General features: G+C 72.1%; 12 protein-coding genes. 10 read left to right on the forward strand and 2 right to left on the reverse strand.

Going from position 1 to position 15,508, the window contains the following annotated elements; translation table 11 throughout:
• Window positions 1-55 precede the first annotated feature (55 nt).
• The 6 genes from tpg to ACZ68P_RS14345 all read left to right on the forward strand — a co-directional run bounded on the left by tpg (window position 56) and on the right by ACZ68P_RS14345 (window position 5,914).
• Complete coding sequence (gene tpg, locus ACZ68P_RS14320) at window positions 56-613, forward strand: telomere-protecting terminal protein Tpg (RefSeq protein WP_471005858.1); 558 nt, start codon at window positions 56-58, stop codon at window positions 611-613.
• Window positions 614-684: 71 nt separating this feature from the next.
• The gene (locus ACZ68P_RS14325; RefSeq protein ID WP_471005859.1) at window positions 685-879 is read left to right on the forward strand and encodes a hypothetical protein; all 195 of its coding nucleotides are present in this window, start codon (window positions 685-687) and stop codon (window positions 877-879) included.
• 649 nt (window positions 880-1,528) lie between these two features.
• On the forward strand, window positions 1,529-2,188 hold the full coding sequence (locus tag ACZ68P_RS14330) for a DedA family protein (protein ID WP_471005861.1): 660 nt from the start codon (window positions 1,529-1,531) through the stop codon (window positions 2,186-2,188).
• A gap of 596 nt (window positions 2,189-2,784) precedes the next feature.
• On the forward strand, window positions 2,785-3,534 hold the full coding sequence (locus tag ACZ68P_RS14335) for a methyltransferase domain-containing protein (RefSeq protein WP_471005863.1): 750 nt from the start codon (window positions 2,785-2,787) through the stop codon (window positions 3,532-3,534).
• On the forward strand, window positions 3,531-4,511 hold the full coding sequence (locus tag ACZ68P_RS14340; RefSeq protein WP_471005865.1) for a prenyltransferase: 981 nt from the start codon (window positions 3,531-3,533) through the stop codon (window positions 4,509-4,511). Before ACZ68P_RS14335 ends, ACZ68P_RS14340 begins: the two co-directional genes overlap by 4 nt.
• A gap of 86 nt (window positions 4,512-4,597) precedes the next feature.
• Window positions 4,598-5,914, forward strand: coding sequence for an NAD(P)/FAD-dependent oxidoreductase (locus ACZ68P_RS14345; protein WP_471005868.1), 1,317 nt, complete (start codon window positions 4,598-4,600; stop codon window positions 5,912-5,914).
• Between the two features lie 92 nt (window positions 5,915-6,006).
• Here ACZ68P_RS14345 and ACZ68P_RS14350 read toward each other — a convergent pair whose 3' ends face one another.
• Window positions 6,007-7,140, reverse strand: a complete 1,134-nt coding sequence (locus ACZ68P_RS14350; RefSeq protein WP_471005869.1) for an ADP-ribosylglycohydrolase family protein — start codon at window positions 7,138-7,140, stop codon at window positions 6,007-6,009.
• A gap of 150 nt (window positions 7,141-7,290) precedes the next feature.
• Here ACZ68P_RS14350 and ACZ68P_RS14355 point away from each other — a divergent pair, with 150 nt between their 5' ends.
• The gene (locus ACZ68P_RS14355; protein WP_471006377.1) at window positions 7,291-7,500 is read left to right on the forward strand and encodes a hypothetical protein; all 210 of its coding nucleotides are present in this window, start codon (window positions 7,291-7,293) and stop codon (window positions 7,498-7,500) included.
• An 86-nt stretch (window positions 7,501-7,586) separates the two neighbouring features.
• Here ACZ68P_RS14355 and ACZ68P_RS14360 read toward each other — a convergent pair whose 3' ends face one another.
• The gene (locus ACZ68P_RS14360) at window positions 7,587-8,330 is read right to left on the reverse strand and encodes a TetR family transcriptional regulator (RefSeq protein ID WP_471005871.1); all 744 of its coding nucleotides are present in this window, start codon (window positions 8,328-8,330) and stop codon (window positions 7,587-7,589) included.
• A gap of 135 nt (window positions 8,331-8,465) precedes the next feature.
• Between ACZ68P_RS14360 and ACZ68P_RS14365 the strand changes: the two genes are divergently transcribed.
• The 3 genes from ACZ68P_RS14365 to ACZ68P_RS14375 all read left to right on the forward strand — a co-directional run bounded on the left by ACZ68P_RS14365 (window position 8,466) and on the right by ACZ68P_RS14375 (window position 15,505).
• The gene (locus tag ACZ68P_RS14365) at window positions 8,466-9,953 is read left to right on the forward strand and encodes an APC family permease (protein WP_471005873.1); all 1,488 of its coding nucleotides are present in this window, start codon (window positions 8,466-8,468) and stop codon (window positions 9,951-9,953) included.
• A 78-nt stretch (window positions 9,954-10,031) separates the two neighbouring features.
• On the forward strand, window positions 10,032-11,714 hold the full coding sequence (locus tag ACZ68P_RS14370) for an amidohydrolase (RefSeq protein WP_471005874.1): 1,683 nt from the start codon (window positions 10,032-10,034) through the stop codon (window positions 11,712-11,714).
• A gap of 377 nt (window positions 11,715-12,091) precedes the next feature.
• On the forward strand, window positions 12,092-15,505 hold the full coding sequence (locus ACZ68P_RS14375) for a flagellar hook assembly protein FlgD (protein WP_471005876.1): 3,414 nt from the start codon (window positions 12,092-12,094) through the stop codon (window positions 15,503-15,505).
• Window positions 15,506-15,508: the final 3 nt, after the last annotated feature.

A 15,508-nucleotide genomic window follows, 5' to 3' on the forward strand; every position in this document is an offset into this window, starting at 1 on the left:
ATCCCACCGACACCGATGCCGCCCCCACTCCGCCCTCCGACGGGAGCTCAACCAGATGACCGGAGAGATCGACGACGCCCTGGAGCGCGCCGACCAGGAGCACTTCACCCGAGAGCCTCCCAAGACCCTCCAGGCCCGCATCAACTACCTGATCAGACAGCTCGGCACCGCCAAGGCCGTCGCCGCGGAGATCGGCGTCACCCCCGACTCCGTCAACCGCTACCGCCGCGGCGCCCGAAAAACACCCCCCAAGAACATCGCCACCCAGATCGAGACCGCCGTCAAAGCCCGCTGGCAACCAGGCGTCCGTCGACGCCGACGCAAACAGGCCGCCACCACCGGCCTGAAGGTCTCCACCCGCGCCCGCTTCGGCTACACCGCCCCCATCGGCACCACCGACGACGGCCGCCTCCGCCGCCTGACCATCAACCTCCCCGCCACCTACGCCCAGCGCCTCTTCGACGCCCAGGAACAAGGCCTCAGCGACCAGCACAAGCGCGGGATCATGGCCGAGGGATTCAAAGAGGTCTACTTCCAGGACAACGGCGCCCGCGCCGCAGGACTCACCGAAGTCCACCTCACCGACATCGACTACCTCGACATCGAGTACTGAGCCGGCCGGACCTCCGGCCGCTGGAATGTATCCCCACGAACCGAAGCAGGACAGGTGGCACGGAGGCAGGCTTGTTGTCACCAAGCAGCCGCGGCACCCCCGCCAAGGGCCTGCTCGGCTGGATCGCCACCGGTGGTGACATGATCTCGACCACCCAGGACCTCCACACCTTCGTCTCCGCCCTGGTGAGCGGCGAGCTCCTGCCCGCGCCGCTGCTCGCCGAGATGTGCACGCCGCACCCAAGGCCGGTTACGGCCTGGGGGTGATGGTGCAGGACGTCGGCGAGGACGGCGGCACCGTCATCACCCACAACGGCGGCATGGCCGGCCACGCCGCGCTGATGTACAGCACGCCCGACGGCACCAGGACCCTGACCGCCGCGATCGACTACGTCGACGACGCCGCCCTGTCCATGGCGGGGCGTTCCAGCAGACGACGCAGAAGCTCGTCGCCGTGGTGTTCGGCGTCGGGCAGGCCGGCTCGGCCCCCGCAGAATCCGAGCCGGCTCACTAGACAGAGCCGAGCGGTGATCACCCCGCGACCCGGCCGACGCCCCCCACCCTGGCCGCCACCCGCCGACATGGCATCACCCGCCCGGGGCCGGGATCACCCTTCGGGGAGACGCTCCAGGGCCAGGAACGGTAGCGGCCGTAAGCCACCGTCCGGTCCACCGGCCTTGAGGGCCAGGGTCTCGTCCAGGGTCCCGGCCAGAACGATCTTCTCCGCCCCCTCGCGCAAGGGCCCGCCTCCCGCCCCGTCCCCCCACCGCCCAGGTGCGGTTCGCCGCAGGGCGGGTACTACGGAAGACACCCCCGGGCCGGCGGCCCCCAGCGCCGGCCGATGTGCGACCTGACGAGGAGGAGAGCAGGGGCGCGGCCCCGGGTGACCGACCGACCCGCCAGCTTGGAGACTCATATGCACCTCACGCCCTTGGCGGCTCAGCAGCCCGCGGACGGGCCCGCGCGCTGGGCAGCCGATCTCATCGACACCCTGGGCGGCCCGGGAGCCGGCCTGGCCATCGCGCTGGAGAACCTCTTTCCGCCCCTGCCGAGCGAGGTGATCCTGCCGCTGACCGGTTTCGCCGCCGCGCAGGGCGTGCTCTCGCCGGTCTCCGCACTGTTCTGGACCACGCTCGGCTCGGTCGTGGGAGCGGTGGCCCTCTACTGGATCGGCATGCTCTTCGGACGCGAACGCACGCGCGCCATCTGGGCCAAGCTGCCGCTGGTGAAGTCCACCGACCTGGAGCGGACGGAGAAGTGGTTCGCCAAGCACGGCACCAAAGCGGTCTTCCTCGGCCGCATGGTGCCCGTCTTCCGCAGCCTCATCTCCGTGCCCGCCGGGGTGGAGCGGATGCCCCTGCCCCTGTTCGTCACGCTGACCACGCTCGGCAGCCTGATCTGGAACGCGGCCCTGATCCTGACCGGTTACTGGCTGGGGGACCAGTGGGACGTGGTGGGGAGGTACGTCGGGTTCCTTTCCAAGGCCGTCCTGGTCCTGATCGCCGTCGCCCTCTTGGTCTTCGTGACCGTACGGCTGCGCGACCGGAACCGCACCCGCGGCCAGCGCACACCCTGACCGGCCACCGGACGGCCTCCGCAGACGGCAGCGGCGGCCCCGGATCGATGGTGTGTCCTCCCTCCGCGAGCCCGTGCTCCTCGAGGGTGCCGGCCCGAACGGACGGAAACGGAGCACCACCTCGTATGCGACATCCGTAGGTGAGTGACGGCGGGTGCCCCTCCTCTCGTGCACCACCTGGCGGGACCTGTGATGCTCCTTCACGAGCGCGTCCGGTTTCTACGTCCGGGCAGGTTGTGCCTCCCGGCATCCCGGTCCGGGGTAACCCACGGCAGCGAAGATCGTTGGCGGGGCATGCACACCACCCCTTGCGCTTCCCTCATCGCCACCCGAGCCGACGGTGATTCCGGCAGGCCGGTGTCCGCACGCGGTGACCGCGCCCCACGCCCGCGCGCGCGGCGCGCCCTCAGCCGGTAGAGCCTCGCGTCCAGGCGACGGACGGGCAGGGAACGTTTCCGCCCGTCAAGAATTCGTAGCCGCCCGAGGTCTGCCCGACAAGGGCCTCGAATGCCCAGAACCCGACCCGGCCCCACCAGCTCGTGACCCTAAGTCTTGCGCGCCGCTGAGGGTCAGGCCCGATCCGACAGGGAACACGCATGTCCTTCCTGCCCCACCCCGCATCTTCCGTACGGGTTCCTGCCCCGCTCGGCGCGGCCCGCACCGGGGTCGGCCACTGCCTGGTGGACCGGCACAGCCGGACGAGTACGCCGGAGGAGTTCGAACTGCTGGGCCTGACTTGGCATCTGCTGCCGCACGTCTTCGCTCCGGCCCATACCGGCTCCACCGAACTGTTCACCACCTGGCTGCCCTTCCCCGTGGGCGGGAGCTTCCTGGAGGTGGGCTGCGGGACCGGGGTGACGTCGGTGATGGCGGCACGTTCGGGATGCGCGCGCGTCACGGCCGTGGACATCACCCCCGAGGCGGTGCGCAACACCGCCCTGAACGCGCAGCGTCACGATGTGGCGGACCGGGTGGAGGCGGTGCAGAGCGACCTCTACGACGCCCTGCCCCCGGACGCCCGGTTCGACCTGGTGTTCTTCAACTCCAACGCCATCCACGCGCCTCGCGAGTTCGTCTACACACGCCCCTTGCAGCATGCGGTCTTCGACCGCGACTACACCTGTCACGACCGCTACCTACGCCAGGGCCTGGCACGCCTCACCGACAGGGGCCGGATGTTCCTGGGGTTCAACAGCCTCGGCGACGCCCCCCGACTCCAGGCGCTGGCCGCGGAGTCGGGCGTGCGGCTCGTGGAGCGCAACCGGAGTGCGCGCTCTTCCGGTGACGTTCCGGTGACGTTCCAGCTCCTGGAAGCTACCCCCGCCGACGACCGGCAGACCGTATGAGCTCCCTCACCGGGACAACCACCCCACCCTCGGCGGCGGCCCCCGCGTCCCCGGCCCCCCGGCCGAAAGTCGTCAGCTTTCTCCGGCTGGGCAAGGCGCGGGTGTACCACTACGTCTACGGATGGGCCCTCGGCCTGCTCCTCCTCCACGCGGACGGCCTGCTGACCGCAGGCATGCTGCCCTCCCTGGTGTGTCTGCTGGCGGGCACGCTGTCCTTTCAGTGGAGCGCGTCGGCCGCCGACGATGTCAGCGGATTCCTCAACGGCCACGACGCCCGCAACTACGCAGGCCGCCCCTTGGTGACCAGGGTGCGCAAGCCCCTGCTCACCGGGGCTCTCACGGTGACCGAGGCGAAGAGCTTCGCGGCCGCCGCGTTCTGCTCCGGGATGCTGGCCTTCGCCCTGGCCGCCTACCTGCAGCCCGGCGCTGTCCCTCTGCCCGCCTACGTGCTCGCCCTGGGGGCGCCGGTGGCGGGAGTGCAGTACTCCTGCGGTCTCAAGCTGAGCTACCGCCCTCTGGGCCTGGAGGCGACGATCCTCCTCACCGGCGCGGTCACCGTCCTGATGCCCTACTGGTTCGCCTCCGGGACGCTCACCCCTGAGGTGTGGCTGGTCAGCGGTCTGTTCGGCCTGTGGCTGCTGCTCGTGGTGTCCTACGGCAATGTCTCCGACCGCGCCGGAGACGCGGCCGTGCGACGGCGTACGCTCGCGGTCATCCTGCCGCCCCGCTGGTTCGCCGGTCTGCTTCATCTCCTGGTGGCCGTGCACGCAGCACTGCTCGTCCTGTTGTTCACCACGACCCGCATGGACTCCGCCTGCATGGTGCTCAGCGTTCCCGTGATCGCGTTGCAGCTCGCCCAGCTGTACTTCGGGGTGTACCGGGGCGAGGTCCGCAAGGCCCGCTTCCTGGTTCTGCTGTCCATCGACGCCGGCACCGCCGCCCTGGCCGCGGCCATCCTGACCGGGCTCTCCCCGTGAGACAACTCGCTGCCAACCGATCCGCGGGTCAGCGGACCGCACGGGACCACCCGGCAGGGGCACGGGTTCTCGGCGACCGGGCTGTCGTGCTGGGAGGCAGCATCACCGGAACCCTCGCCGCCCGGGTGCTTGCCGAGTTCTACCGCGAGGTCGTCGTCGTCGACCGAGACACCGTGCTCGGTGTGGAGAAACCACGACGCGGTGCCCCTCACGCGGCGCACGCGCACGGTCTCCACGGCCGCGGCTGCCTGATCCTCCAGCAGCTCTTTCCGAACCTGTTGCACCACATGCGGCGCGCCCGCATGCCGGTCGGGGACCTCGGCGAGCAACGCTGGTATTTCAACGGCCGCCCCTTCGCACCCACCTCCACCGGGCTGCACTCGCTGACCGCACCACGACCCGTCCTGGAGGCGTATCTCCGCACCGAGGTCGTCCGGCGGCCCAACGTGACCTACGTCCAGAACACCGACCTCCAAGGTCTCCTCGCCACCCCGGACAGCACCCGGGTCACCGGCGCCCGACTGCGCTCGACAGTCCCCGGGACGGCGTCGTTCGACCTGGAGGCCGATCTGGTCGTGGACGCCACCGGCCGTGGCTCGCGGACCCCGGTATGGCTGCAGCAACTGGGCTACGACCGGCCCATCGAACAGCGCATGCCGATCGGCCTGGCCTACACGACCCGCCTCTACCGCAGCCCTCCGAACGCTCCTGCCGGCCCTCAGTTCATCAACTGCCTCGCCTCACCGCAGTTCCACCGGGGCGCGTTCCTCGGCCGAACCGGCCACGGCACGCAGATCCTCTCCCTCACGGGCCTCCTCGGCGACCACCCGCCCACCGACCCCGAAGGCTTCACGGCCTTCGCGAAGACCCTGCCCGCCACCGAGATCCACGACCACCTCCGCACCGCGCAGCCACTCGCCGCCCCCGTCACCTTCCGCTTCCCCGCGAGCCTCCGACGCCACTACGAGCGCCTGGCGCGCTTCCCCCAGCGGCTGCTCGTCCTGGGCGACGCCGTATGCAGCCTCAATCCGAACTACAGCCAAGGCATGACCGTCGCAGCCCTGCAGACCATGGCCCTCTACGAGCACCTGACGCACGGCACCCCGGACAGCGTCACCTTCATGCGCCGAGTCGGGCGCATCATCGACACTCCCTGGTTCGTCTCCACCACAAGCGACCGGAGATTCACCGGCACGACCGGGCACCGCACGCTCACCGCGCCCTTGATGAACTCCTACGTGACCCGCCTCCACCACACAGCCACCCGCGACCCGGCCGCCACAGACGCCCTCCTGCGGGTGGCAGGACTGGTCGACCATCCCACGGCGCTCCTGCGCCCCCGCGTTCTCCTCTCGACGCTGCTCGCACGCCCCCGCCCGGCTCGACCGGTCGTTCCGACATGAGGTGTGGAGGCGGCGGAGGCATGCTGCTGCAGACCACTTCGAGCAGGCCCTAGGGATACCCGCGCGCCGCTCGGAGCATGGGGAGCCACTGCCTAGGAGTGCACCGGCACCCCGTGCGGGAGCTCGCCGTGCTCGAACTGCAGGCTGAAGTCCTCGGCCAGTCGGGAGATCGCCGTCCGGCCCTCCGTCAGCAGCAGCCACTGCGGCGGCAGCCGGACATCGCCCACCGAGGCGCCCAGCAGGTTCCCGCAGATCGAGCCGGTGGAGTCACTGTCCCCGGAGTGGTTGACCGAGAGCAGCAGGGCGTCCGCCACCGAGGCGGTCGGGGCGAGGAAGCAGTGGACGGCGATGGCCAGCGCCTCCTCGGCGACCCAGCCGGCGCCCAGGGTCTCCACCCGTTCGGCGCTCGGCGCGCCGGGCTCTTCCGCCAGGTCCACGGCGGCGCGCAGCGCGGCGGTGGTCTCCTCGTGGCCGGTGTGCCGACGCAGCAGCTCCATCGCCCGCAGCACCGCTCCCGTCCTGGACTCGCCCCGGAGCAGGTACGCCACGATCGCCGCGAACGCTCCGGAGGAGAGGGCGGCGGTGGGGTGGCCGTGCGTGATGCGGGACGCGGCGGCCGCCAGCGCGAACGCTCTGGACGGGCTTTCTCCGGTCAGCCCGAACGGCGCGGACCGCATCACCGAGCCGCACCCCTTGGACTGCGGGTTGACCGGCCCGGGTTCCCCCGGCGGGGCGTAGGGGTCGGGTACGTGCCCGGCCGCGACGCCGGTCAGGCAGGCGTTGCCGGGCGCGCGGCGGGCGTACAGCCAGGGCAGCGTGCGAAGCCAGCCGGTACGGACCGTGTCGCCGACGGCGGGCGCGGGCGGGGACGGGTGGTTCTGGGTGTCGAGCCAGCGCCGGTACGCCCGCTGGACGCAGCCGATCTCCGCTCCGCCGATGCCCTTGGCGAAGGCCCGGGCGTGCGCAGTCATCAGGCCCTCGGCCGTGAACAGCGTCATCTGCGTGTCGTCGGTGACACGGCCGGTCACGCCTTCCTGGTCCGGCACCATGCCGGTGACGCCGAGGTCGCCGTGCGCGCGCCGGATCGCGGTCATGGAGAGGAACTCGATCGGGTTGCCGAGCGCGTCGCCGATCGCGCCGCCCAGCAGGCAGCCCCGGATCCGGGAACGGCGTACCGCGATCTCCTGCCAGCCGGCTCCCTGCGTGTCCGCGTCCCGGCCGTTCATATGCGCCCCCATGTCGATGGCCGCCCGCTCCTGTCGTTCTGTCCCGGTGCACGGCGGCGGTGTACACCTTGTAGGCCCATGTGCCTCGCGAGGGATGCGACCGTCACGCGTACCGGGAATGAGCCGCTGACCGCACGCAGTCACCTGCGGATGCGGTTCCGGCTGAGTCTATGGGGTCCGATCCGGGCCCAGGTGGCCACGCTTCTGCACAGCCAGTGCCCACGGGCGGCGGGTGCTGCTGAGGGTCCGTCATGGGTCCGGGTGCTCGCACAACGCAGGGGGGTGTCGGCGTACACGTCGAAGTACCCATCCGGTTCGAGAGCACGCTGCGTCGGGTCGGCGAAGGCCTCGGGACGGTAGGAGTCGCTCGGAGTGAAGGGAGTCGGTGCCCGCGATGGTGCATAGTGCAACCACCGAGTACCGGGACGTCCCGGTGCCGGTCGCGGCTATGGGGGCGGCTGTGTGGCCGGCGTCGGATCCGCCGGTTCGGCGGGCGCGTCCAGGCGTCGGCTCGCGGCCTCCGCCGCGATCCGCGCCTCGAGCCCGTCCAAGAGGGTGTCCAGCGCGGCGAGGAACACCGTGGTCCCGTCCAGCCGCGCCATGTGGGCCACACTCCGCGCGATCGCGGGGAAGGCGATCGGGTCGGCCGCGGGGTAGTCGCGGGTCCATGCCTGCTCGTCGCCCGTACGGGCCGCCCCGTCGAGTGTCTCGAACGCGGCGTCCATCCCGGCCCAGGCCAGGGAGAAGTCCCCGTAGACCCGGTGCAGTACGGCGGCCAGCGCGGGGGAGCAGCCGGCCCGGCCGAAGGCGGCCAGGATGTGCTCCACGATCCGCATCTCGGCAGGGCGCCGGGTGGTGCGGTAGGTGGCCAAGACCGCCGCGCCGGGGTGGCGCAGCGCCGTGTCGCGCGTGCGCAGCGCGAGGTCGCGCAGCGTGTCGCGCCAGCTCTCCGAGGGTTCGAACCCCGCCAGCGCCTCCTCGAACAGACGGTCGGCCAGGGCCAGATGGAGTTCGTCCTTGTCCCTGACGTGCCGGTACAGCGCGGAAGGGTCGACGCCCAGTCTGGCGGCGAGCCGCCGCACGCTGAGCGCCGCCGCGCCCTCGTCGTCGGTCAGCGCGAGCGCGGCGTCCACGATGATCCGCAGGTCCAGCTCGACCTTGGGGGGACGGCCTCTGCCTCGTACTGCCATGAGGTGATCAGACCAGGCCGGGCAGCGCTTCCGCAAGCCCTGCCGGGCGGCGTGAAATCTTTTTACCCACACCGTTGACAAAATAGTGCGGCGAGCGGTTGTCTGCGGGGCACCCCGAACCGAGGAGTGCTGCTCATGGACCACGGAATCCCCGCTTCAGGCGAGGCGTCGCCGCCCGTCGCCGCGTTCCGCAAGACCCTCGGCACCCGGCACGGCGTGGTCATCGCGCTGGCCAACATCAGCCCCACCGTCAGCGTCGGCATCGGCCTCGCCTTCCTCGCCGCGCTCGCCGGCACCGCGATGCCCGCCGCCTTCCTGCTCGCGGCCCTGCCGATCCTGGCCGTCTCCGGGGGCTACGCCCGGCTCGCCGCCCGCGATCCCAACTGCGGGACGGCGTACATCTGGGTGCGCCGGGCGCTCGGCCCCTGGACCGGCTATCTCACCGGATGGACCTCGGTCGCCACCAACATCCTGTTCCTGTCGTACGCGGGCCAGCTCACCGGGCAGTTCACCCTCGGACTGCTCGCGGAGGCAGGCGTCACGGCGCTCTCCCCGGACGACGCCCTCGCGGTCACCGCCACGGGCCTGGTGTGGAGCGCCCTGATCGTCGTGAGCGCGCTGCGGGGGGTGCGGGGCGCCACCGCGGTGCAGAGCGTGCTGCTCGGCGTCTCCGCGGTCGTGGTCACCGTCCTCGTGGCCACCGCCTTCGTCCGGGGTGACGCGGCCCCCGTCTCCGCCTCGTGGTTCTCGCCGTTCGCCTTCCCCGACACGCTCACGCTGCTCGGAGCCACCGTGATGGCGGCGTACATGTTCTGGGGCTGGGAGAGCGCCTTCTCCGTGGTCGAGGAGTCGACCTCGGTCCGCTCGCCGGGCCGGGCCGGCATCATCGCGATCCTCGTCACCACCGGGTTCTTCCTCTTCTCGGCCACCGGCTTCCTGCACGCCCTCACGCCCGCACAGCTCGCGGACCCGCTGTCCGGCGTCACCGAACTGGCCCGCACCTTCTACGGCACCGCGGGCGCGATCGCCGCCCTCGCCGCGATGCTCTTCGCCACCGTTGCCTGCATGCAGTCGAGCGTCATCGCGGGGGCCCGGCTCACGCTCGCCATGGGCCGCGACGGGGTCCTCGGCCCGAGCTGGACCCGGCTGCATCCCGCCTGGGGCACGCCGGCCACCTCCACCGTGCGCATCGCGGCCCTCGCCGTCGGGGTGTCACTCGCGGGGCTGGCCGCCGGGTCGCTGTCCGAAGTGGTCGTCGCCGTCGTCAACTCCGTCGGCATCCTGGTCTCGCTGATGTACGGGGTCGGCGGCATCGCCTGCGTCGTCACCTTCCGCCGCGAACTGGGAGGCCGGATACGGGACATGCTCGTGGTGGGCCTGCTGCCGCTGCTCGGCGGCATCGCGCTGCTGCTGCTCGGCGGCCTCGTGGCCCACCAGCAGTGGAACTCGGTGGACCACCTGGCCTTCGACGCCGAGAACGGGCGCTTCCTCACCGTCCTGCCGCTCACCGTCATCGCCCTCGGCATCCCCGCCGCCCTGTGGACCCGCTACCGGCGCAGGGCCGCCTACTTCACACAAGCGCCGGCTCCTCTCGCGCCCGCCCCGGCCGCCACCGGGGGCTGACCGCGGCCCGGACGCGTACGCCGGCACGCCTGCCCCAGCCCTCTCCAACCCTTCCATCCCACCCACCGGAGCCCGCACATGCGTCACGCAGACCTCGTCCTCCTCAACGGCACCATCTGGACGGCATCCCCCGTACGCCACCGGATATCGGCACTGGCCGTCACCGGCGGCCGGATCACCGCCCTCGGCACCGACCGGGAGGTCCGCGAGCACATCGGCCCGCGCACCGAGGTGACCGACCTCGGCGGCCGGTTCGTGCAGCCCGGGTTCACCGACGCCCACGTCCACCCGGTGATCGCCGGGATCGGCATGCTCGGATGCGACCTGAGCGCGGGCCGCACAGCCCGCGCCTACCGAGCCACGATCGCCGCCTACGCCGCCGCCCACCCGGGGGCCGCCTGGATCCAGGGCAGCGGCTGGTCCTTCGACGCCTTTCCGGGCGGTCTGCCGCACCGCGACCAGCTCGACGACCTCCTCCCCGACCGGCCCGCCTACTTCCCCGTCCGCGACGGACACTCGGCGTGGGTGAACTCCCGCGCCCTCGCCCTGGCCGGGGTCGACCGGCACACACCCGATCCCGCGGACGGCCGCATCGAGCGCGACGCCACGGGCGAGCCCACCGGCGTCCTGCACGAGGGCGCCATGACCATCGTCGGCGCCCTCGTGCCCCCCGCCTCGGCGGCCGAGGCCCGAGCCGGGCTCCTCGCCGCCCAGGAACTGCTGCACTCGCTCGGGATCACCGGCTGGCAGGACGCCCTCGTCGGCACGTACGCGGGCTTCCCCGACCCCCTCGACACCTACCTCGCCTGCGACGCCGACGGCTCGTTGACCGCACGGGTGCGGGGAGCGCTCTGGTGGGAACGCGACCAGGGCCTCGGCCAGATCGACTCGCTGCTCGCCCGCCGCGAGAAGGCGGCAGGAGGCCGGCGCTTCACCGCCGGCAGCGTCAAGATCATGCAGGACGGGGTGGTGGAGAACTTCTCCGCGGCCATGCTGGAGCCCTATCTGGACTCCTGCGGCTGCCCGGGCGACAACGCCGGGATCTCGATGGTCGACCCGGCCCTGCTCCGCGACGCCGTGATCGCCCTCGACGGCCGCGGATTCCAGATCCACTTCCACGCCCTGGGCGACCGGGCGGTCCGCGAGGCGCTGAACTCGCTCGAAGCGGCCGTGGCCGCGCACGGCCACACCGGCCTGCGCCACCACCTGGCCCACCTCCAGGTGGTGCACCCCGACGACATCCCGCGCTTCCGCACCCTGCGCGCCGCCGCGAACATGCAGCCGCTGTGGGCCGCGCACGAACCGGCGATGGACGAGCTGACGCTGCCCTTCCTCGGCGAGGAACGGGGGCGGCGCCAGTACCCCTTCGGAGCTCTCCACGCGGCCGGCGCCGTCCTGGCGGCGGGCAGCGACTGGTTCGTCTCCAGCCCCGACCCCTGGCACGGCATCCACGTCGCCGTCAACCGCCAAGTGTGGCCGGAGGAGCTGGGAGAACCGGATCTGCGCCCCCCGTTCCTGCCCGAACAGCGCCTGACCCTCAGTGACGCGCTCGCCGCCTACACGGCCGGTTCGGCATGGGTCAACCACCAGGACGACGCCGGTGTGATCGCGGTCGGCCGTCTCGCCGACCTCGCGGTCCTGGACCGCGACCCGTTCGCCATCGCCCCCACCGACCTCCACGCGGTCCGCACGGCCGAGACGTACGTGGGCGGCGTGCGGGTCTACAGCGCCGACGGTCGTACGGCCCCCGGCGCGCACTGAACGGGTCGGCGGCGGCTCCCGAGCGCATCCGCCCGCCGGGAGCCGCTCCGCGCGAACAGGTCCAGCGTGCGCACCCGAAATGCACTCCGGAGCTGCGACGTGGCGTCTCCATGACGGTGAGCCGATGGCAGGGACGGTTGATGAGACAGGGCGCTTCCTCGCAGGTCGTTGGTACGCAGAGCGGCCGACTGTGGTGTTCAGCCACACCCCCAGCACCCCTCGCGCCCCGCGCAAGGGCCCTGAACCGGTTCGAAAAGCGGCGCTGACGAAGTGATCACGCTGTTACGCTCCTTACGCCCGCGCCGGGGGGACCGAGCGGGCCGGCCAGCAGCAGCACAGGCCCGGGGGACAGCCCTGGGAAATGGGGAGGGAACCACGTGGTTCGTCATGCCCTCGCGCGGAGGGCTTCCATCGCCGCGCTCGGACTCGTCATCGGATCGGGAACGCTGATACCGCTCGCGTCACCGGCCGTGGCCGACGAGCCGGGAGCGCCGCAGGAGCTGGTGATCCCGGCCGCCGTCAAGAAGACGCCCGGCAGGGACCGGGTGTCCTGGTACGGGCAGGCGGAAAAGGGGGACTCCGACAGCGTCGGAGCCGAGGGGGTCTTCCTCAGCGGGAACGGCCCGAACCCGGTGTGGACGCGCTACCAGGACGGCAAGACCTTCGAGGTCCCCGGTCTCGGCGACGCCCCCGGTCTGGGCCGCGGGACCGGGACCGACGCCCTCGCCTACGTGGCGGCGGACCGGGTCGAACTGCGCCACGCCGACGGCGCCGTGGACACCCTGACCCTGGCGGCGGGGCTGAAGGAGCCGAACGTCTACGGGCTGCGCGCCGTCGCCGACGACCCGGCCACGGGCCGCACCCACATCCTCTCCGCCAAGGCCGGCGGCGGCACCGCCGACGTCACCGTCGAGGAGCCGGAGGGCACCGACCTCGGAACCGCGGTCGCGGGCGACGGGTCCTCACTGGTGCTCCAGGGCGCCGCCTCTGACGGCAAGCGGCGCTACACCCTGGTCGACGCCGCGACCGGCAAGGCCGAGGGCTCCCTGCCGCTCGTGCCCGAGGGCTACACCCAGGCCAAGCTCTCCCCCAGCCACGTCCTGCTCTTCGGCGACTACACGCACCAGACCGTCTTCGTCGCCTCCCGGACGAATCCCTCCGCCCCGCTCGTCGAGGTGCCGCTCGTCGCGATCGGCTCGACCCTGTCCCTCGTCGGCGACTGGATCGTGCACGCCCCGTACGGCAGGATCGAGGCCGTCCCGATCAAGGGGGGCGACCCGGTCGACATCTTCACCGGTCAGACGTACGGCCTCGCCTCCGGCACCGACGGCACCGCCGTCACCGTCGGCGGCCCCAGCAGCGCCGACTGGGCGGTGCGGCGCATCGCGCCGGGTGCCGACGGCAGGCCAGTGGTCACGACGGTCAAGAGGATCCCCGGCACGACGGTCCCCGTGGAGCGTCTCGCCCTCGCCCAGGGGCAGTTGGCGGTCGTCGACCACAGCGACGCCGACTTGGCGTACTCCCGGGCGTGGAGCCGCGAGCTCAGCACGAGCGGCGCCCTCGCCTCCGGCGAGCGGTCCGCCGAGAGCCTCTTGGCGGACCCGTGCCCGGCCGGCGACCAGGCGTGTACCGAGTACTGGCCCACGGGCGACGGCCGCTTCCTGACGCACATCGGCGGCAGCGACGGCTACGTCGTCGTCCAAGGCTGGGAGAAGGGCGGATTCCTCTCCGCCTACGCGGGCGGCGACTCCCGCGTCCGCGACCTGAGCGGGCCGTACCTGGTGCTGGACGTCACCACGCGCTCGGGTACCGAGCAGCGCGTCCTGCTGCTGGCGCAGGACCACGAGAAGACGCGGGTGCTCGAGGAGCGCGCCCCCGTCGCGTCCGCCCTGTGGGGTTCCTGGCTGTGGAGCGCCGGCGCCGAGAAGGGCGCGGTGACCGCGAAGGACCTGAAGACCGGAGAGACGGTCGAGACCCTGAACACCGGTGCCGCGTGCGTGCCGCAGGAGCTCCAGGCCGCCGGACGCTGGCTCTACTGGTCCTGCGGCGCGGGCGGTCCCGCCGGCGTCTACGACCGTACGGCGAAGAAGTCCCAGGCCGTCCCGTCCGACGAGGCGCTGCTCGGTGACGGCTACGTCGTCACCCACGACAAGGCCGCCGGCAAGCTCGTCCTCACCGGCACCGACCCCTCCCAGCCGGCCGTCAGCCGTGTCGTCGGCGACCTGCCCGACACCGGCACCTCCCAGCGCCGGGTCCGCTGGTCCGTCGACCGGTTCGGCGGACACCTCGCCTACGCGGACACCGAGGAGCGGATCCACGTCGTCCCCAGCGGCATCGCGCCGCAGCCGCCGACCGTCCTCTCCCGTGTGGACGCCCCGCTCGTACGGGCCCGCGACACCGCGAACCCGACCGTCCTCACGGCGGTGACACCGTCCCGGCCCCTCGGCGCCTGGACCCTGACGGCCCGCCACCTGCGTACCGGCAAGGTCAGCGAGCTGGCCTCCGGCACCGACGGCCGTTGGCTGAACCTGAGGTGGGACGGCACGGACGAGGCCGGCACGCTGCTGCCCAACGGGGAGTACGCCTGGACGCTGACCGCGCGGCCCGACGGCGCCGCGGGCGCCGAGCTGAAGCTGACCGGCGGCACCGTCCTGCGCGGCGGCGCCTCCCCAGCGAACAGCTCCTTCACGAGTCTGCCGCCCCAGCGCGTGCTCGACACCCGCTCCGGAACCGGTGCCGCACAGGGCAAGGTGGGCCCGCAGGGCACGATCACCGTCGACGTCTCGGACGTCCCGGGCGTGAACGTGTACACCACCACGGCCGTGGCGCTGCACGTCACCGCGACCAACGCGACGGCGGCCACGTTCGTCTCCGCGTACGCGGAGGGCACCCCCCGCTCCTCCGCGTCGAACCTCAACGTGCCCGCCGGAAAGACCGTCTCCAACCTGGTGATCGTCCCGGTCGAACGCGGCAAGGCGACCTTCCACAACCACGCGGGTACGGTCGACCTCATCGCCGACGTCGCCGGTGCCCACACGCGAGGGGACGACTCGGGCTCTCTGTACCAGCCGATGACCCCCTGGCGTGCCCTCGACACCCGCGTCGGCCTCGGCGCTCCCCGGGCCCAGGTGAAGGGCGGCTCCCGGGCACACCTGTCCCTCCGGGGCACCGCCGCGGGCGGCGCCGACGTGACGGCCGTCGTCCTCAACGTGACGGCGACCAACGTGACGGGCAGCACCTTCGTCGCGGCCCTGCCGACCGGCGCGCCGGTGGTCGGCTCGCACCTCAACCCGACCGCGGGCGAGACCCGTTCGAACCTGGTGGTCGTGCCCGTCAAGGACGGCGGCGTCGACCTGTACAACCACGCCGGCGCGGTCGATCTGATCGCCGACGTCGCCGGCTACTACACCGGTGCGCACGTGGGGTCGCTCTACAAGTCGCTGGCACCGGCCCGGCTCATGGACACCCGCGGCGGCGTCGGCGTCGCCCAGGCGAAGGTGGGGCCGGGCGGGACGGTCACCCTGACCGTCGCCGGCAAGGACGGGATCCCCGCCACCGGCGTCACCGCCGTCGTGCTCAACGTGACGGCGACCAACACCACGGCGAGCACCTACGTCACGGCCTACCCGTACGGCACCACCCGTACCAGCGCGTCGAACCTGAACGTGCCGGCCGGGGTGACCGTCTCCAACCTCGTCGTCGTCCCCGTCAAGGACGGCAAGGTCACCTTCTACAACCACGGCGGGTCGACGGACCTGATCGCGGACGTGCAGGGCTTCTACGCCGAGTGACCT

This window comes from Streptomyces sp. NPDC036822, assembly GCF_055609145.1.

Coding starts and splice junctions, on each gene's coding strand:
- ACZ68P_RS14340 (WP_471005865.1), top strand. CDS start 3,531: ATGAGCTCCCTCACCGGGACAACCACCCCACCCTCGGCGGCGGCCCCC.
- ACZ68P_RS14350 (WP_471005869.1), bottom strand. CDS start 7,140: ATGAACGGCCGGGACGCGGACACGCAGGGAGCCGGCTGGCAGGAGATC.
- tpg (WP_471005858.1), top strand. CDS start 56: ATGACCGGAGAGATCGACGACGCCCTGGAGCGCGCCGACCAGGAGCAC.
- ACZ68P_RS14330 (WP_471005861.1), top strand. CDS start 1,529: ATGCACCTCACGCCCTTGGCGGCTCAGCAGCCCGCGGACGGGCCCGCG.
- ACZ68P_RS14335 (WP_471005863.1), top strand. CDS start 2,785: ATGTCCTTCCTGCCCCACCCCGCATCTTCCGTACGGGTTCCTGCCCCG.
- ACZ68P_RS14355 (WP_471006377.1), top strand. CDS start 7,291: ATGCGGTTCCGGCTGAGTCTATGGGGTCCGATCCGGGCCCAGGTGGCC.
- ACZ68P_RS14360 (WP_471005871.1), bottom strand. CDS start 8,330: ATGGCAGTACGAGGCAGAGGCCGTCCCCCCAAGGTCGAGCTGGACCTG.
- ACZ68P_RS14365 (WP_471005873.1), top strand. CDS start 8,466: ATGGACCACGGAATCCCCGCTTCAGGCGAGGCGTCGCCGCCCGTCGCC.
- ACZ68P_RS14370 (WP_471005874.1), top strand. CDS start 10,032: ATGCGTCACGCAGACCTCGTCCTCCTCAACGGCACCATCTGGACGGCA.